The organism is Bradyrhizobium sp. WBAH42 (assembly GCF_024585265.1).
In the GTDB taxonomy this organism is placed as follows: Bacteria; Pseudomonadota; Alphaproteobacteria; order Rhizobiales; family Xanthobacteraceae; genus Bradyrhizobium.
This window is the reverse complement of the sequence record NZ_CP036533.1, coordinates 4,280,578-4,299,054: the sequence shown is the minus strand read 5'-3', so window position 1 is coordinate 4,299,054 and position 18,477 is coordinate 4,280,578. Positions and strand designations below refer to the sequence as shown.

Annotated in this window: 11 protein-coding genes; 4 read left to right on the top strand and 7 right to left on the bottom strand. The window is 59.6% G+C overall.

Translation table 11 applies throughout. The features are described 5' to 3' along the window. Positions 1–286 precede the first annotated feature (286 nt). Positions 287–3,874 carry a DUF4082 domain-containing protein gene (locus DCG74_RS19865; protein WP_257187341.1) on the top strand — a complete coding sequence of 1,196 codons (3,588 nt, stop codon included), beginning with the start codon at positions 287–289 and terminating at the stop codon, positions 3,872–3,874. Between the two features lie 153 nt (positions 3,875–4,027). Here the strand turns inward: DCG74_RS19865 and DCG74_RS19860 are convergent, their stop codons facing one another. The 4 genes from DCG74_RS19860 to DCG74_RS19845 form a co-directional block, all read right to left on the bottom strand. Next, the gene (locus DCG74_RS19860; RefSeq protein ID WP_172784610.1) at positions 4,028–4,642 is read right to left on the bottom strand and encodes a transglutaminase-like cysteine peptidase; all 615 of its coding nucleotides are present in this window, start codon (positions 4,640–4,642) and stop codon (positions 4,028–4,030) included. Between the two features lie 824 nt (positions 4,643–5,466). Beyond that, the gene (locus DCG74_RS19855; RefSeq protein WP_172784609.1) at positions 5,467–6,780 is read right to left on the bottom strand and encodes an HlyD family type I secretion periplasmic adaptor subunit; all 1,314 of its coding nucleotides are present in this window, start codon (positions 6,778–6,780) and stop codon (positions 5,467–5,469) included. Next, positions 6,777–8,711 (bottom strand): type I secretion system permease/ATPase, encoded by a 1,935-nt coding sequence (locus DCG74_RS19850; protein ID WP_246708756.1) that lies wholly within the window; start codon positions 8,709–8,711, stop codon positions 6,777–6,779. Before DCG74_RS19850 ends, DCG74_RS19855 begins: the two co-directional genes overlap by 4 nt. A gap of 92 nt (positions 8,712–8,803) precedes the next feature. Continuing rightward, on the bottom strand, positions 8,804–11,431 hold the full coding sequence (locus DCG74_RS19845; protein WP_246708755.1) for an Ig-like domain-containing protein: 2,628 nt from the start codon (positions 11,429–11,431) through the stop codon (positions 8,804–8,806). A gap of 734 nt (positions 11,432–12,165) precedes the next feature. On the opposite strand from DCG74_RS19845, the gene DCG74_RS19840 reads away from it, so the two are divergent. Then, positions 12,166–13,131, top strand: a complete 966-nt coding sequence (locus DCG74_RS19840; RefSeq protein ID WP_172784608.1) for a class I SAM-dependent methyltransferase — start codon at positions 12,166–12,168, stop codon at positions 13,129–13,131. A gap of 22 nt (positions 13,132–13,153) precedes the next feature. Here the strand turns inward: DCG74_RS19840 and DCG74_RS19835 are convergent, their stop codons facing one another. After that, on the bottom strand, positions 13,154–13,990 hold the full coding sequence (locus DCG74_RS19835; RefSeq protein ID WP_172784607.1) for a right-handed parallel beta-helix repeat-containing protein: 837 nt from the start codon (positions 13,988–13,990) through the stop codon (positions 13,154–13,156). 21 nt (positions 13,991–14,011) lie between these two features. Then, a complete protein-coding gene (locus DCG74_RS19830; RefSeq protein ID WP_172784606.1) occupies positions 14,012–15,097 on the bottom strand; it encodes a glycosyltransferase family 2 protein in 1,086 nt (361 codons plus the stop codon). A 132-nt stretch (positions 15,098–15,229) separates the two neighbouring features. On the opposite strand from DCG74_RS19830, the gene DCG74_RS19825 reads away from it, so the two are divergent. Next, positions 15,230–16,021 (top strand): FkbM family methyltransferase, encoded by a 792-nt coding sequence (locus tag DCG74_RS19825; protein WP_172784605.1) that lies wholly within the window; start codon positions 15,230–15,232, stop codon positions 16,019–16,021. Continuing rightward, positions 16,018–17,289, top strand: coding sequence for a hypothetical protein (locus DCG74_RS19820; RefSeq protein WP_172784604.1), 1,272 nt, complete (start codon positions 16,018–16,020; stop codon positions 17,287–17,289). The genes DCG74_RS19825 and DCG74_RS19820 overlap by 4 nt, the downstream gene beginning before the upstream one ends. Before the next feature lie 101 nt (positions 17,290–17,390). Here DCG74_RS19820 and DCG74_RS19815 read toward each other — a convergent pair whose 3' ends face one another. Continuing rightward, positions 17,391–18,368: a glycosyltransferase gene (locus DCG74_RS19815; protein WP_172784603.1), complete on the bottom strand. Its 978-nt coding sequence runs from the start codon at positions 18,366–18,368 to the stop codon at positions 17,391–17,393. Between the last annotated feature and the right edge of the window lie 109 nt (positions 18,369–18,477).

Genomic DNA, 18,477 nt, shown 5'->3' with positions numbered 1-18,477 from the left:
GGTGTCTCGCACCCCAATCTGTCGGCGTACTCCGCACCGCTTCGCAAAGCCGCCCCGGCGACCGCTCGTCTGAGAGCGAGCGGACGCCCGCCAACCAGCTTTTCTTGAGTAGAGGCCGACAGCGACTACATCCTTCAAGAGAAATTGACATCCTTGCTCACGCTGGCTGCTTCCCAAGTGCAATAAAGAATGAGACACATTTAATCTTAATTTGGTTTAAATGCACTGTCTGCCGTTTGGTTTGTAAATCACCAAGTTCGGGAATTCGACTGCGCGGGAGAACAAAATGGCGAGTTTGTTCACCACCCAGACGCCGGCTAACACCAATGCCACCGACGGCATTGGGGCCGATTATGAGCTGGGGATGCGCTTCACAGCTGATGCCTCCGGCGTGATCGAGGCGATCCGGTACTACAAGGCTGCGAACGAGACCGGTACCCATATCGGCCACATTTGGTCGGCCACGGGCCAGCAGCTGGCGACCGTCACGTTCACCAACGAAAGCACATCAGGCTGGCAGCAGCAGGCGCTGGCCACGCCGCTCACCATCGCGGCCGGCACGACCTACGTGGTCTCGGTCAACATCAACAGCTACTACGTCTCCACCACCCAGGGCTTCGCGTCGGGCATCAGCAATGGCGGCCTGAACGCGCCCGTCGGCGCCGGCGTCTTCGACTACAGCGCGGGTGTCTTCCCTACCAACGTCTATCAGAATGCAAATTACTTCCGCGACGTCGTGTTCGCTGCGAGCTCCTCGACGCCAAACAATCACCCCGGTACGGTGAGCGTCGGCGGGACCCCGACGCAGAACCAGACTTTGACTGCGACCGTGAGCGATGCCGATGGCGTGCCGGCCACCGTCACCTATCAATGGCAGCAAAGCACGAACGGCACCACGTGGAGCAACATCACGGGCGCCACGGCGGGCACACTGACCCTCGGGCAGGCCCAGGTCGGCAGCTTCGTACGTGTCACCGCCTTCTACACGGACCAGCTGGGCAGCAGCGAGACCCCAGTGAGCGCTGCGACCGCCACCAAAGTGGCCAATGTCAACGACGTCGGTGTCGTCACGATCAGCGGCACGGCGACCCAGAACCAGACGCTGACGGCCAGCGTCACGGACCCCGACGGCGTCCCGGCAAACATCACCTATCGCTGGCAGAGCAGCCCTGACGGCACCACCTGGACCAATCTGTCCGCCACGACCGCGAGCCTCACCCTCGACAGCAGCCTGGTCGGCAAGCGGATCCGGGTGAATGCCACCTATACAGATCTGCTCAGCACCAACGAGAACGCAACCAGCGCGGCCACGGCGATCGTTGCAGCCGCCAGTGCCACCACCACCCTGTTCACCACCCAGACGCCGGCCAACACCAATGCCACCGACGGCATTGGGGCGGATTATGAGCTGGGGATGCGCTTCACCGCCGACACGTCCGGCGTGATCCAGGCGATCCGGTACTACAAGGCCTCGAACGAGACCGGCCCCCATGTCGGCCACATCTGGTCGGCCACGGGCCAGGAACTGGCGACCGTCACGTTCACCAACGAAAGCACATCGGGCTGGCAGCAGCAGGCGCTGGCCACGCCGCTCACCATCGCGGCCGGCACGACCTACGTGGTCTCGGTCAACATCAACAGCTACTACGTCTCCACCACCCAGGGCTTCGCGTCGGGCATCAGCAATGGCGGCCTGAACGCGCCCGTCGGCGCCGGCGTCTTCGACTACAGCGCGGGCGTCTTCCCCACCAACGTCTATCAGAATGCAAATTACTTCCGCGACGTCGTGTTCGCCCCGTCCAACGTCATCGCTCTGCTCAACACTTCCACGATCTACGTCAGCGAAGCGGCCGGCACGGTCACCGTCACCGTCACCCGCTCCGGCGACCTCCAGTCTCAAAACACCGTTGAGTACACGACGAACGAAGTCGGCGCAGGCGGAAGTGCGACGGCTGGATCGGACTTTATCCAGCCCACCTTCAATGGTCGGGCGAACACCGGCCAGATCGTGTTCCAACCGGGAGAGAGCACCAAGAGCTTCACCATCCCCATCGTCAACGATCAACTGACCGAGGGCAACGAAACGTTCGCTGTCGGACTTCAAAATCCCGGCTCCGGATCCCTCGGAGCTCCACGCACTGTGCTCGTGACCATCATCGACGACGACTCACCCGCTACAATCGCAATGGCTGACGTTGTGCTGAGTGTTGCAGAGACTAGTCCGACCGCGACGATCACGCTGCTGCGCAGCGGGCCCGTCAATCAAGCAGCAACGGTCGGCTTCACGACGAGCAGCGGCAGCGCACTCGCGGGATCCGATTACACGACCACATCAGGCACGGTGAGCTTTGCCGCCGGACAGGCGAGCCAGACCATCTCTGTGCCGATCGTCAATGATACGACTCCGGAGAACGACGAGACCTTCACCGTCACCTTGAGCAACCCGACGGGCGCCACTCTCGGATCCCAGGCGACGACGACAGTGAAGATCCTGGATAATGACAACCCCGCTCTCGGCAACCTGGTGGGCGAGACAGCGGTGACGGGTCTGAACCAGCCTGCGGCGATGGACTGGACGCCCGACGGCCGCTACATGCTGATCGCGCAGAAGGACGGGGTGGTGCGCGTGGTGGACAACGGCACATTGCGATCGACTCCGCTCATCAACCTCGCGAGTGAGGTGAACGATTTCGGCGATCGCGGGCTGCTGGGAATCGCGGTGAATCCGAATTTCGCAAGTAACCACTACGTCTACCTGCTCTACACCTATGATCCGCCCGAGACGGCGACCCAGAGCGGTCTCGCGGCGGCCGATGGGGGCGGCAACCGACCCAGTCGTCTGGTGAGAGTCACCGTCGACCCCACCACAATGATTGCCGATCCAGCCAGTAAAGTGGTGCTGGTCGGCAAGAACAGCGTATGGGCCTATACCAGCCGTCCCGACGCAAACAGCGGCGGTGATCCCAGCATCGCTCCTTCCGGGATCGTCAACGGCACCACAATCACGGCTCCCGTGAGCCAGATCGAGACAGGAGCGCAGGACAACGATCCCGACAGGTCCGGCATCCAGAACCAGAACATCCGTGATTATCTTGCGACCGACAGCGACTCGCATTCGATCGGTGCCGTTCATTTCGGGCCCGACGGTTACCTCTACCTCACGGTCGGGGATGGCACGTCGTACAACTTCGTCGATCCCCGCGCAGTGCGGGTCCAGGACATCCACAATCTCTCGGGCAAGCTCTTGCGGATCGATCCCGTCACGGGCGAGGGAGCGCCGGGCAATCCGTATTATCAGGCCAGCGATCCAAACAGCAATCAATCGAAAGTGTTCTACTACGGTGTCCGCAACGCCTACCGCTTCAGCTTCGATCCCGTCACGAATCTGCCTGTGCTTGGAGACGTCGGCTGGAACAATTGGGAAGAGATCGATACCGGTCCCGCCGGCTCCAATTTCGGATGGCCCTACTTTGAAGGTCCGGACAGAACAGCCAGCTATCAGAATCTCGCTCAGGCGATCACCTTCTACAACAATGGCAACCGCAATAATTTGTCCGATCCGCCTGCCGTGTTCCCGATCCTGCCTCTCAGCCACGGGGCGCCAGACAATGCCCATGTGATCACCGCGGGAGACTTCTACAATCAGAACACGATGTTCTTCGATGACGTCTACAATGGAACGATCTTCGCCGCGACATTGAATGCGAGCCGCCAGGTCGCAACCGTCCAGTTGGTGGACACCGTGCCGGGCATTGTAGATCTGCAGAAGGGGCCCGACGGCTGGCTCTACGGCGCCGACATATACGACGGCACGATCCGACGTTGGGTGGACCCCTCGGCCGCCCCCAACGCGCTGGGCCTCGCGGCGTCATGATGGCGGGCGCGCCTGGAGAAGGTGCAGCTTGAAAGACTTTTGTAGGTCAACGGGGCACGACAGAGCCGATGCCAACACCGCACTTGCACGCTTGGCTCAGGCGTCCCGCCGGCGCAGCCCAGCGTGATTCCGGCGGCATGGCAGGAGGCATGCTCAAGCTCCCGGGCGGCCAATCGTCGCCCACATCCGGCTATCGCTCGGCATCTGCATGCGGACCCAGCCGTATGGCACTTGCGACCAGGACTTGATCTCGGACGTCAGATTATCGAGCACCAGATCGCCGCTCCTGGCGCGCACCACCAGCACAAGGTGATGATCTCCAGAATTGGTGACCACCTCGCTCAATAACAGGACCCGCGCCGGCCAGCCGCGTTGCAGCAGTTCGTGACGCTTGCTCACTGCATAGTCGTTGCAATCACCGCGATCGGGGTTGACGATCCACTCCTCACCCGCAAGGCCTAGTTGATTGGGCTGCGGAACAATGGCGCGGTTCACGGCGCGATTGACTGCTTTCAGCTCTGCCCATCGTTCCCTCGTCAACCGGACCGGCCCGCCGCGGAAGAAGCGGCGCGGGCGACATTCGGCGTGATAGCGCAGGCAAAACACCGTGTAAGTGAGGGGCGGAAGAGCGGGGCGCCCCAGCTCGATATGCGCAAGGTCCGCTTGGGAGGCCCTTGGCATGACCAGCAATGCCGCACGCGCCCACTGAACGCCACCGATCACAATTGCTATGGCTGCCGCGATGACCGGGCCCGAGGTTCGCTGCATCTGCGGATCCCCCTCCGTACGCCAATCCGTGTCGTGTCCACCCCGGCGCGCGCCGAGTCACACAAACCGATTTAATGCATCGTTTATAATTCAAATATATTTAAATGACAATAAATATTAAATAAGCCGCCGACCGCGAGTGCACAGCAGTGACACTCGGGGCAGACGAGCAGAATGAATGAAGGGGATGGAGCGAGACGGCCTCAATCGACGCCCAGTTGTTCTCGGCGAGAGTCGTTGACGTGCGGCGCGCCCCAAGTCGCGCTCTGCGCACCGGTGGACAATTATTTGCCACCAAATATTTTTAATCATTGCTTTAAATTATTATGCGCGCCAAACGGGCCTTCTCGAACAGGACCTCATTCGCATGCCGGTCGAGCTACTCGTCATTCTGGGAGCTGAAGCTTCCATACTCGGCTTCGTCGCCGCCATGACCCTGCATGCCAAGCGAATGGACGTTCTGAGCGGACGATCGTTCGAGCGCCCCATCGTCCCGCATGGAGGGAACGGGCAACCACCGCGCTCGCCCGATCGAAAGGTACGCAATTTAGTGGGGTTGACCGCGAGGTGGGCGATCTCGTCACGTTCGTTCCACCGGATTTGGCACGGCGCGCCGATCGCCCAAATGCTACGGCGGATCCTTCAAATCGGAGTGCAGACGCGGGTCCGGTTTGGGACGCGCGCGCGTCGGGCCGACACGCCCGCCCCTCATGCTTGCGACCGTCCGGCCTTGCTTTCAGGAACTGGTCGCAACACCGACGCCCAGGGAAAGGGCGCCGGTCCCGAAAACATGCAGTCGAGCGCTGCTGCCATCTTGCACGAGCTCAGCGCTCCTTGAACGCCCGCCCCGCCTGGTCCTGCAGCGGCTTGAGCAAGTATGAAAGCGCGGTCCGCCCTGCAGTCTTGATGAAGACCTCGACGGGCATGCCGGGCAGCAACTTGGCCGAGCCGAGCTTCGCCAGCTCTTCCGGCTTCAGCAGGACGCGGCCTGTGTAGTAGCTGGTGCCGGCACGCTGATCCTGCGTGATGTCTGCCGAGACCATGCTGACCTCGCCATCGATTTCGGGCGTGGTTTTCTGGTTGAATGCTGCAAAGCGCATTGTCGCGGTCTGCCCCACATAGACCTGGTCGATATCCTTCGGCGCGATCTTGACCTCGACCGCAAGCGAGTCCGCATCAGGGACGATCAGCATGATTTGCTCACCGGGAGAGATCACCCCCCCAACCGTATGCACGCTGAGCTCGTGGACGCGACCGGATTGTGGCGCTCTGATATCGACGCGATTTAACTGATCCACCGCCGCAGTCTTGCGCTCGCCTAGCTCGGAGAGTTTCGAGCGCGTTTCAATCAAGTCCTTGCCGACCTCCGTCCGGAGGTCCTGGTCGATTTGAATGATCTGGAGTCCAATTTCGGAGATCTTGCCCTTCGACTGCGCGATCATCCCTGCAAGCTGGCTGCGCTCGCCCTCGATGCGGGCGGAGTCGCGCTCGAGGGAATTGAGCCGCGTGATCGGCACCAGATTCTTTTGCCAGAGGCTGCGTACGCCCTCCAGCTCCTGGCGGATGAATTCCACTTCCTTCTGCTTGGCCTCCGACTGCCCCGTATAGCCCTTAATCTCGTTTTCCAGCTGCGCGCTCTTCTCCTGCAACTGCGCTTTCTGGCCGCTCCTTGCCTGGCGGCGGAGGTCGAACAGCTTCCGCTCCGCAGTGATCGCACGGCTCGCCTCGGAGTTGCTCTCCTTGGCCCGGTCGAGCAGCACCTTGGGAAACACGACCTGCTCGGCACCATCGCGCTCGGTTTCGAGACGAGCCTGCCGCGCCAGCAGCTCATCGATGCTGTTGGTGACAATCGTCGCATTCGCGAGCGTCTGCGTCTGGTCGAGGCGGATCAAAACGTCGCCTGCATTAACCCGATCGCCCTGGCGCACACGCAGTTCTCCCACAATTCCGCCAGTGGCGTGCTGGACCTTCTTGACGCTCGAATCCACCACGACCACGCCCTGAGCGATGACCGCGCCAGACAACTGGGTCGTCGTCGCCCAGCCGCCGACCCCAAAGGTCACCAGAGCGAGCATGATCATTCCGACGATCATGTAACGTTGGATCGACTGCAACGCCGGCGCTACCTGACCGTTCATCGGCCGCCTCCTTGAGCTTCCGCGACGACCTTGAGCGGTACCGGATTCCGCAACACTCTCTTGAGAACCTCCTCTCGCTTGCCGAAGGACTGAACTCTGCCTTCGCCGAGGCACAAGACATGGTCCACACCTTCCAGCGCCTTCGGCCGATGCGCGACAACGGCCACGATCCCTCCGCGGCGTCGCACGTTCAGGATCGCCTCGGTAAGGGCCTCCTCGCCCTCCGCATCGAGATTGGAAGAGGGCTCATCAAGCACGACCAGGAAGGGTTTGCCGTAAAAGGCGCGCGCAAGCCCGATACGCTGCCGCTGCCCCGCCGACAGCGCCAGCCCTCCCTCGCCGATCTTCGTGCTGTACCCGTCCGGCAGGGAGAGGACGAGCTCGTGTGCGCCCGCGGCATGAGAGGCTTCCAGAACAGCGGCGGCGGTTGCGTTCGGGTCGAAGCGCGCAATGTTCATCGCAATGCTGCCGTCGAACAATTCTACGTCCTGGGGCAGATAACCGATGTGCTTGCCGAGGGCGTCCGAAGACCAGTGCTCGAGGGCGGCGTTGTCGAGCCGAATCCTGCCGCGAATACACGGCCACACCCCAACCAGCGCACGCGCCAGCGTCGACTTGCCGGATCCGCTCGGACCGATGATTCCGACCGCCTGCCCACTCCGCAGCTGGAATGACACTTCGCTGAGAGTGGGTCTCTCGGAGTTCGGAGCACCGATATAGAGGTTCTCGGCGGTAAGGGTTGCAACAGGCGCAGGCAATGCCAACCGCTCCTCCTCGTGAGGCAGAAGCTTCAGCAAGTGATCGAGCCGTTGCCCCGATTGTCGCGCGGCGACGAATCCCTTCCAGTTCGCAATGGCCATTTCGACAGGCGCAAGGGCCCGCGCGGTGAGGATCGATCCGGCAATGATGATGCCGGCCGTCGATTCCTGGTTGATGACGAGGACGGCGCCAACGGCAAGAACCAGCGATTGCAAGATCGCCCGGAAAATCTTCGAGGCACCACCGAGTCCGTTTGCGACATCGCTGGCCCGTTCATGGGCCGCGAGGTACTTCGCGTTGACATCCCGCCAACGCAAGGCCGCTTGTTGCCGCATGCCCATGGCCTGCAGAACTTCGGCATTGCGCCGTCCCTCGAGCGCGAGGGCAGTTCGCGAAACGGCGAGACGCGAGCTCGCCTTCGCTGGGCCTCGGGTACGCGTTTCCGTGAGCATCGTAATGCCGACCAGCACCAGCGCGCCAACCAGCGCAGTGACGCCAATCCAGAAGTGAAAGAAGAAGCAGACGCCGAGATAGATCGGCATCCAGGGCAGATCGAAGAGCGCCGTCGGCCCTCCGCTCGACAGGAAGCTGCGGACCTGATCGAGGTCCCGCACCGGCTGCAGGCCGTCGCCATCCGCTCTGGTCTTCAAAGGCAAGCGAACAAGCGCATCGAAGATGCGAATGCCGAGACTTTCATCGAAATACCGACCGACCCGGGAGCTAATCCTGCTCCGCACGAGATCGAGCCCGCCTTGAAACAGGTAAAGCACCGTCGCCAGAGCAATCAAGGCGATCAGAGTCGGTATGCTGCGTCCGGGCAGCACCCGATCATAGACTTGCAGCATGAAGAACGAGCCGGTGAGCATGAGTAGATTGCTCATGCCGCTGAAGGCCGCGAGTGCCCAGAAAATCCGGCGGCAAGACCGCAGGAAAGCGGACAACTCTGACTGCGACTCGTCATAGTGATCCTCTGGCCGGGGTCGACCAGCGAATATCCGTTGCCGCACCGCTTCGAGCAGGTCCTTTGCCCAGCCGATCAGCTGTGGCGTCTGCAGTTGAGCGTTTTCTGCCCGCTGCCGTCCGGCTGTCCAGAGTGCTGATATGTGAAGAAGTGGAATTCGATAGAGATTCGCGGGCGGGGGGAATACCCCCCGCCATCCAAAGTCAATCATGGCTGCTGCCCTTGAACTACGCCATTGTTGGAAGATCCCCCAAGAGATCACCAAGGCAGTTGTTGAAGACTACTCTGTGTGGATGCCGTCCCTTACGCGAAGTGGAAGTCGTTGCTGGTCAACGCGCCGACCTTGGTGTTCTTCAGCGTGAGCGTATCGCTCCCCGTCGCGATCACGACATCGGTACCTGACTGGGTCGCGTGGGAGAGAACGCTGGCAAAACTGTCGAACACACTCTTGCTGAACTCGATCGTGTCGTGAGCAGGTCCGCGAGCAACGAAGCCCTTGATCACGTCGTTGCCGAAGTTCGCGCCAAACACGAAAGTGTCGGCCTGGCTGCTGCCAACGAAGGTGTCATCGCCGGACGTGCTCGTCAGGGTCGTGTTGCCCGGCGAAGCGACGAACGTACTGCCCGCAATGGGAGCGGTGGTATTGGTTGCGGTGGACGACGTAGCTACGCTGGAAGTACCGATCTGCCCGTCACTGTTCAGATCCTGATGGAAGCTGGTCTCCAGCGTCTTGAGGCCAGAGTCCGTACCCGAGACCGAGCCACCGTCCGTGGAGCCGGTCAGGGAGCTGACATGGGAGACGTAGTTGCCATCGTTGTCGGTGTTCCACGCCGTGTACTGACCGGTGCTCGTCTCCTTCCAGGCAACTTGATAACCCGTCGCCGTCTTCTCCGCACCAATGGGAGTCCAGGTGCCATCCGACCCGCTCACAAACTCCACACCGTTGTCCTTCAGCGTGGGGCCCGATCCGGTGCTGCCGTTGAGATAGTATTTGCCGCCACTCTCAACGAGACTTGTCACACCAGCCGATTCGATGACCTTGCCAGTCGTCGGCGTTGGCGATGTCGGGGTGGTTGCAGTAGAAGTACCGATCTGCCCATCACCGTTAAGATCCTGATGGAAGCTCGTCTCGAGCGACTTAAGGCCGGAGTCCGTACCCGACACCGAACCACCCGACGTGGAGCCGGTCAGGCTGTCGACATGGGACACGTAGTTGCCATTGTTGTCAGTATTCCACGCCGTGTACTGACCGGTGCTCGCCTCCTTCCAGACAACCTCATAGCCCGTCGCGGTCTTCTCAGCACCAATCGGTGCCCAGGTGCCATCCGACCCGTTCACAAACTCCACACCGTTATCCTTCAGCGTGGGGCCCGATCCGGTGCTGCCCTTGAGGTAATATTTGCCGCCGCTCTCAACGAGAGTTGTGGCGCCAGCTGACTCGACGACCGTGCCGGCAGTCGGCGACGAGGGTGACGTCGGCGAGGTCGGTGTGGCTGGCGCGGAGGTGCCGGTGATGCTGGCCGTGAAGGCGGTGGACGCCGCGCCGGTATTGCCTGCTGCGTCCGTTGCCGTCGCGGTAAGGCTATGCGAACCGGCCGCAAGGGCGCTGCTTGTATAGCTCCACCCGCCAGTGCTGCTTGCCGTCGCGGTCCCGATCTGGGTCGTGCCGTCGAACACCTTCACGACGCTGCTCGCTTCGGCATTGCCCGACATCACCACCTGATTGGCGGTATTCACCGTATGGCTAGCAATGGTCGGTGCAGTCGGAGCCTTGGTATCGACGGTGATTGCCAACGCAGACGACGCCACGCTGGTCTGACCCGACGAACTGGTTGCCGTTGCGGTCAGCGTATGCTTGGCGTCGGTCAGGACCTTTGTGATGTAATCCCAGGCGCCGCTCGAGTCCGCAGTGGTCGAACCGATCTGGGTCGCACCGTCGTAGAACTTGACGGTGCTGCCGGCAGCAGCGGATCCCTTGAGCTCGATCGTATTGTCGTTGGTGATCTTGTCGCCGGCGGTGCCGCTGTCGGTCGAGAACGACGCGATGATGGGAGCATCCGGCACAGTTGGGGCCGTCGAGCCCGAGCCGCTGTTCGCCGATGTGTTGAGGGTCGCGATAAGGCTCCCGCTGTCATCCACATTGCCGGTGTAAACTGGGGTGTTGCCGGTGAATGCGGTTGGGCCCCAATAACCTCCGCCCATGTGATTGTTCGTGATCGAGACTCCCGTGACCGAACCGCCGTTGAACTGGGCCGAGCTGTAGATGTTGTAGCCACCACCATACAATAGATTGTTGTCGACAACGACGTTCGAGACAGGTCCGAAGTAATTGTCGATCATGATCGCTGCCGTTTGAGTGTGGTCGTTAATGACCGTGTTATGGCGGATCGTGATGTCGTAGTTTTTCCCGTCAATCGAGATACCGTCGTAGTGCGGGGATCCCGATGCGATCATGTCGTGGATGTAATTGTCCTGAATGAGGGTATTCCCTCCATCCACGCCGATCCCATTCTCAACGTTGTAGATGTTGTTGGCGATGAACGTTCCCTGACCCATGATTCCATAGTCGCCGTCGTTGCCCGAGCCGACGCCATTGATCTCATTGTGCTGGATCACCGCACCCGTTACCCCCGTCGCAACCCTCACGGCGTAGAACGCATCCGTCGTGACCTTGCAGTTCTCCAAGGTGACATTCGGAGCGTTGATGTAGACCGATCCATGGATGTCGAGGCCGCTGATCACGGCTCCCGCGGTATTGATGACGAGGTCCCCGTAGTAAGGAGTGAGGGTCACGCCCGCCGACACTCCAGTGTTCGTAGCATCAGGCCACGCAGTCGTCGTTGCCAAGATATTTTTCTCCTTCGCAGTTAAATCGAACGTGCAGCGCACGCAGGTGCGCCATCCCCAAAGGCGCGCCACGGCCGGTGTCATGCTCCATCGGCGGGGGCTTTTTTGGGACAAGATGGGGGCGCCACTTGGGTCATTTTTTGGGTGCAACGCGCGACCAAATTCAACGCGATTAAAAAAACCCGAAGTAACACCGCGATATAAGCCGCGACAGAGTGCGAGTGTTCGCGCGTTGCCGCAAGAGCACACTGCCGACTTATTCACCTTTATCTTCGCAGACGGCAACGAGCGCGCAGCTTCTCATCGCCTCTTGGCATTTTCGCAATTTAATTGCGGATATATATTTTTAACAACTTCACCAAAGGCTCGCTTCAAAAAGACCGCCAGACCACGATTGGGTGGGAATCGATTCTCTCCGTTCGACGGATCTCGCGCGAACTCGTCAGCAGAGTTCTGCCGGGGACAGCGGAACACAGGCGCTCTTCTGAGGTGTGGCAGTCGAAGGCTGTCGAGGAGCTATTTGGAGGGAGATCAATTCGGTTGCGTATCCGTAGCCCTTGAAGCGCGCGAGTCCTCATGCCCGGAAATCGATCGCCGCTGAGGCGAGGCTCGCCGCGTAGTCGCGACACGGTAACGAATGAGAATACAGCCATTCCCTCCCGGTGAAGACGCCGGTTTTCCACTGCCCTGGACGACCTCACATGCGAGCGATCTGGTCTGGACGGCGGAATGGCAATGGGCCACAATATTCGTGCATCGAAGCGGAGCCTTGCTAGGCCGAAGATTGTCCCATTTCTACAGATCGGAAGTGATGATCCATGCACTATTTCCGCGAGTCCGTTTACCGAGTACTCGATCTGATTTTGACGCCGGTCGTTCTACTTTTTGCTCCACTTGCAGTCCTCCTTGGTCGCCTCCGTGATCGAGCTCCCTTGTCGAGGTCAATCTGTGACAGATTTCAGTTCGCCATCGTGCGGCATCACTACTATGAGCCGATCGTTCTCGCGAAAGACCTGAAGCGCGACCTAGATCTTCCGCGAGAAATCGCTGGACTGGATCTAAACGAAGCGACACAGCTTGAGCTGGTCGAGCAATTTAAGTACCGCGACGAACTGCTCAAAATTCCAACCGTTCAAAAGGGACCCGACGAATTCGGATACCACAACGGCTCGTTCGAGCCTGGAGACGCCGAATTTCTCTATAACATGATACGTCACTTCAAACCCAAACGGATCGTCGAGGTCGGGAGTGGCAATTCGACCCTCATGGCCCGCCTCGCGATAGAGGCGAACGGGAGGGACAGCCCGGGCTATCGATGCGAGCAGATCTGTATTGAACCGTTTGAGCAACCTTGGCTCGAATCAGCGGGTGTCACGGTCCTGAGAAGAAAGGTCGAGTGCTGCCCAGACAGCCTTTTTGAGGCGCTGGAAGAGAACGACATTCTCTTCATCGACTCCTCACACATCATTCGCCCGCAGGGCGACGTCCTGCACGAATACCTGCACGTACTCGGCCTCCTCCGTCCCAACGTGATCGTGCATGTCCACGACGTCTTCACGCCGCACGATTACCCTGCTCAATGGCTCCTTCGCGATCGCTGGCTATGGAATGAGCAATATCTCCTGGAGGCCTTCCTGAGTTTCAACGCACATTTCGAGATCATTGGCGCAGTTAACTGGCTTGCACGCAATCACAAGGCTAGGCTGAACAACGCATGTCCGGTTCTGATGCGCGAACCGTGGCGGGAGCCAGGATCATTCTGGTTCCGGCGTGTGGATAAATAGGCGACCTGAGGCCGCAGATGATCTACCGAGGACCAATGGTGCGCCCGGTCGCGCTATCTACGTTTTCCCGCCACACCGGGAGGTTTTTCACAATCGAACTATAGCCCCACCTCCCTCTGCCCATGCGATTCTTGGTGAACGAAACCCCCTCGACCGATCCGCCATTGAACTGCGCCGAGCTGTAAACCGTGTATCCACCGCCCATCAGCAGGTTGCCGTCGACTTCGATGTTGGAGATCGGTCCGAAATAATTGTCGATCATGACCGCGGATGTCTGCGTGTGCCTGTTGATGACCGTGTTGTGCCTGACAACGATGTTGGCGTTGCCGCCATCGATCGAAATGCCGTCATAGTGCGGAGAGCCGGACGCAAGGAGATCATGAATGTAGTTGTCCTGAATGAGCGTATCAGACCCAGACACACCGATTCCGTTCTCCACATTGTAGATGTTGTTTGCGATGAACGTACCCTGACCTACTATGCCATAGGAGCCATCATTGCCGGAGCCACCGCCGTTGATCTCACAGTTCTTGATCACTGTGCCAGTGACACCGGGCTCGATTCTCACGATGTAGAAGGAGGCGGAAGTCACCTTGGAATCGATCAGCGTTACGTTCGGTGCCTTGATATAGACGCGGCCTTCAATATCGAGGCCCGAAATCGTGACGCCGGCCTGGTCCGCTACAACGTCGCCGGAACGCGTTAGCTTGACATGCGGACGCACCCCCGTATTCGTAGGGTTGGGCCATTCGGCCGTGGGTATCGGGTCGCGCTCCGCCGCGCGCGCAACAATGTCGTCTTCCCCGGCGCTCACGACTAAAAGCAACAAGAGCGATTGAATGAAGATCGACCGTCGCATCCGCAGGTGCCCTTGCGTCCGTTATTGTGCCATCCGCTCCTTCGGCCGGCCCATCTCGCCTCTCAATCCAGCGACGAGCCCTTCGATCGCTGCACGGCTGTTGCTTGGGGCTCCCTGCAGTAAGAACCTGAGTGCATAAAGGACGGAGACCGCAACTCTAAGAGGCAGCGACCATGGGAAATGTCGGCGTACAAAGCGAACGCAGTTGCGGTGCTGGAGGTAAACGGAGAGCACTGGTATGGCCGATGAACCTTTGGCGGATCCCGTCGTGGTGCCGCGCTTGTGAACGACGATCGAGTCGGCGGCATAACCGAGTCCCAAATGTCTTGCGCGCAGTCCCCAATCCATATCCTCGTAAAACAGGAAATAGCTCTCATCCATGAGACCAATCCGCTCGATGCACCAGCGGGTCACATACATCGATGCCCCCGAAGGGCTATCCATCGCGTCTTCGACGGCCGCGGTGTTGCAGGATGCATTGAGAAGGTCTCCCAGGCCGATGGCAACGTCTCTCGCGGCCAGCTTCTGCCAGGAGAGCCCACCGCGGAATCTCACGTGATCCGCATCGAGGCTGTCGAGAATAGTGCTGCCCACCATTGCCTTTCGACCGGACTCCGCCCGTTTGTGTAGCGCGGCCAGCGCGGACTCGGTCGGCTGGGTATCTGGATTCAAGATCCAGATCGCCCGCCAAGTGGGAATTGCAGAGAGTGGGCGCAACCACGCATTTATCCCACCGGCATAGCCAAGATTGTCGGAGGCGCACGCAACCCAGACATTTGACGATCTCGCTCGCAGAACCAGGCGCTCCACGCCGGTAAATCGGCTGATGTTATCATCTATTCCGGTTCCGCGAGCTTCGCCCCGCAGGCAAGGGCCTCCCTCGCCGACCAGAGCTGAGACCAGTTGGCAATAGGCATCCTCGCCACCATTCTCGCAAATGAAGACGTCGAAGGCCGGCGAAGTGGTCGCACGGGACAATGCCAGTAGACATTCGACGATGTCATGCGGGTTGCGATAGCCAACGATAAGCACCGCGACCTCGGAAACGAGACTTTCCGCCAACCCATACGAGGCATCCATTTCGGTAGCGTTCAATCCGATCGCCATGGGAACTTCCGCGCTGACATTTAAATTATTATATATATTTCGATATCTTTAAATGCCACTTATTGCAATTGGATTTATTTTGTTTAATCTGACGCAGTGATTGCCGCGCAATGGGGCCGAGGTCCTATCCTGATGAATCTGAAGCCTTTTGCCCGTTTTGCATATGCAAACATCCCCGGCGTGGCGGCGGCGCGATTTGCCTTCAAGGACGCGGCGGCCTCATACCTCCCGAAACCCGAGTATAGGGGTGTCACGTGGACCGCCAGAGCAGACGGTCTGATTATCGATATCGGGGCGAACCGCGGACAAAGCATTCAGGCCTTCAAGAGGTTTAGACCGCAATCGAGCATCGTCGCTTTCGAGCCGGAACCCCTCTCGGCCAAGCGGCTCAAGACTCGATTCTCCGAAGATCGGTCCATCTCGGTATTGCCTTACGCGCTGGGGGCCAGGCCGGGCACCATTACATTCTTCGTTCCATCATACGGTTGGTGGGCGTGCGATGGTATGGCGGCCACCTCCCGCGAGGCCGCGACCGAATGGCTGAGCGATTCCGGCCGCATGTACCGCTTCGATCAGTCCAAGTTGACCGTGGGCGAACACAGAATCGAATGTCGCACCCTCGATTCCTTTGCGATGGCACCCTCCCTGATCAAGGTGCACGCTCAGGGGGCTGAGTTGGACATCCTGCGAGGATCAGTACACACGCTAGGCCGATACAAACCAGCACTGATGTGCGCATTTGCATCGGACGAGATTTCTAACTTCGTCTCCGACATCGGCTATCGGCCTTACGTCTTTCAGGATCGACGCTTCGTGAAGGGGCTGGCGCCGCGTTCAGTCACCTTCACGTGGTATTTGACTGACGATCACAGACGCCGCGCTCAGATCGAAACCGCATCGCCGGGCAAGGCGACCCTCTCATGAGCGTCACGGTTACGGGCGGCGAGTTCGGGCTGACGAGAACAGCCTCTCCGAGAGTTCACGAGCGATCCAGTACGCTGCCGGCTTGGCTGCTGTTGATCGGACTCGTTCTGCCGGCGGCGCAAGTCCAGCTATACCTCGCCGATGCGAAATTGACGATTGGGCGGATCGGAATCCTGCTCCTCATAGTACCTGCGGTGGCAAGGCTAGTCAGGGCCGGTCGTCACATGCTCGCCTCGGACTATCTTGCATTCGGCGTGGCAACATGGATGTTCGCGGCAGCCTACTACACGAGCGGCCCGAGTGCGCTCTCGTCGACGGGCGCCGAGAGCCTCGAGTTTCTTGGGGGCTACCTTGTGGCGCGCGGCTTCTTCTTTGGCCCGGCGGCGATTTATAGCTTCATCCAACCATTCAGGATCGTGACTGCTTACGTCGTCCTGCTGGCGCTCTTCGATAACCTTTCGGGCCGGCTCATTGTTCAAGAAGCGTTTTCTGCCGCTTTCGGCGGCCAAGCGCCACTCTCGCCCGACTTCAGGCTGTACTGGGTAAGAGCTGCCTCGACGTTTGACCACCCAATTCTGCTGGGCACCTACTGCACCGTTGCTTGCGGCATCTTTCTGTTTTCGGAGCAACGCCCGTTGTCAAAACTGCTCTGGGCGGGACTTTGTGTTTTCGGCTGCCTCTTGTCGTTGTCCTCCGCGCCCCTTTTGTCGTGTCTCATTGTCCTGATGCTCTACCTCTATAATGCGGCACTGAAGGAATATTCCGGGCGTTGGTCCGCGCTCCAGATGTGTCTCGCTACCATCGTTGTCGTGATAATGGCCGTCGCCAATCACCCGCTTGGCTGGATCATCTCGCACCTGACCTTCGATCCAGTGTCGGGATACTTTCGAATGTTGATCTGGGACGCGGCCACCCAAAAGATCATGGAGTCTCCTCTCACCGGATACGCGTTCGACCGCCTCAATCACGACATTCTCGATACCACCATCGATTCTGTGTGGCTGGTATTCGCGCTCCGGTTCGGACTTCCGATGATTTTCCTTCTTGCCCTGACAAATATAGCGAGCGTCCTGCCGGTAAAACGCCGCTTCAACGGCGTCATGGAGGATCCCAGCGCGCCAACTCTGCGCATCGCCTTCACCATCGCGGTGGTGATGCTCATGTTCACCGGGCTAACGGTTCATTACTGGAACTATCTCTGGATATTCTGGGGAGTTTGCATCGGCATCAGGGCGTCGCTGCGCGAGTTCTCGATGTACCAGGCTTGAACCCGGAAAACGCGCCAGAATGTTCCCGCGGCAGCACCGTGAGCCGTTTGCGATCGGCGTTGAATGCCGATCTTGACGCAATCCCAGAAGCTCGGAGGCGATCACGGCGTCCTTAACCGCTCGATAGCCGGCCGCAGCAACTGCCATCCCCGCGATCCCAATCGCCGTTTGCAGGCGAGAAGCCACCAACGACGCGATCGCGTAACCTCCGGGTCCAGCTTCGACGCAAGCGCCGAGAGCCGTTCCGATAACCCAACGTCTCCCTCATTGAAGGCACGGCTCGCACAACTGATCGCGTCGAGCGCTAAATGGCGCATCAGCCAGAACCTGAGCTCATCGGCGTCGGGAAGCACTGCGGCACAGCGATCCAGAAACCGCTCAAACGCCAATTTGCGTTGATGGAAGTCTTGCTCGGCGGAATATCCGCCCGACATGTTAGTTGAATGTCGCCGATACACAGCCTGGGTGGCATCGATGTACCCGACGGGACCATGCGCTGCGAACCGGAGCCACATTTCCATATCACCGCTGTGCGTCAAATCGGGTAAGTATCCCCCCACTTTCTTCTGCAGGCTCGTTCGCACCACCACGCTCGGCGCCAACACTATATTCCTGGCGCCGCTAATTCTGATGAAATCGTGGCCAGACAGTATCCTTGTTCCGGGCCCAAGTTCCGCCGGCGGTGCCAGCATCTCCTCCCGCCCCTCTTGGAGTGCGATCGCCCCGCCAAACGTGAGGCCGACCGACGGATTGTCATCCATCAGCCTCACTGACCTCTCAATCGCGCCGGGCATTAAGTAATCGTCCGCGGAGAGCAAAATCATATAGTCGGCAGCGGCCCAGTCGATCCCCTCATTGAAGGTAGCAATATGGCCGCGATTAGTGGCATGCCTGCGAAACTCGACCCGAGGATCTGAACGGGCCAGTTCTTGCGCTATTTGACCTGTACTATCCGTGGACGCATCATCAATGATCAGCAAGCGCAACTCGGGCCCGCACTGCTTCAATATGCTTTCAGCGCACTCCCTGAGGAAATGCCCATACTGATAACAAGGAATGATCGCATCGACGGAACTCATGAAGGTCTCCGGGGAAGCGGCTTGGTTGGTCTCAGAGCCCTGCAAGAGAAACTCGGTTGCGCACGATGTTAGGTCGGCTGTTCATCAGGTCACGAACCGACATACGATC

Bases quoted from the DNA above. Each gene is read 5' to 3' on its own strand.
- DCG74_RS19865 (WP_257187341.1), top strand. From the start codon at position 287: ATGGCGAGTTTGTTCACCACCCAGACGCCGGCTAACACCAATGCCACC.
- DCG74_RS19860 (WP_172784610.1), bottom strand. From the start codon at position 4,642: ATGCAGCGAACCTCGGGCCCGGTCATCGCGGCAGCCATAGCAATTGTG.
- DCG74_RS19855 (WP_172784609.1), bottom strand. From the start codon at position 6,780: ATGAACGGTCAGGTAGCGCCGGCGTTGCAGTCGATCCAACGTTACATG.
- DCG74_RS19850 (WP_246708756.1), bottom strand. From the start codon at position 8,711: ATGATTGACTTTGGATGGCGGGGGGTATTCCCCCCGCCCGCGAATCTC.
- DCG74_RS19845 (WP_246708755.1), bottom strand. From the start codon at position 11,431: ATGACACCGGCCGTGGCGCGCCTTTGGGGATGGCGCACCTGCGTGCGC.
- DCG74_RS19840 (WP_172784608.1), top strand. From the start codon at position 12,166: ATGCACTATTTCCGCGAGTCCGTTTACCGAGTACTCGATCTGATTTTG.
- DCG74_RS19835 (WP_172784607.1), bottom strand. From the start codon at position 13,990: ATGCGACGGTCGATCTTCATTCAATCGCTCTTGTTGCTTTTAGTCGTG.
- DCG74_RS19830 (WP_172784606.1), bottom strand. From the start codon at position 15,097: ATGGCGATCGGATTGAACGCTACCGAAATGGATGCCTCGTATGGGTTG.
- DCG74_RS19825 (WP_172784605.1), top strand. From the start codon at position 15,230: ATGAATCTGAAGCCTTTTGCCCGTTTTGCATATGCAAACATCCCCGGC.
- DCG74_RS19820 (WP_172784604.1), top strand. From the start codon at position 16,018: ATGAGCGTCACGGTTACGGGCGGCGAGTTCGGGCTGACGAGAACAGCC.
- DCG74_RS19815 (WP_172784603.1), bottom strand. From the start codon at position 18,368: ATGAGTTCCGTCGATGCGATCATTCCTTGTTATCAGTATGGGCATTTC.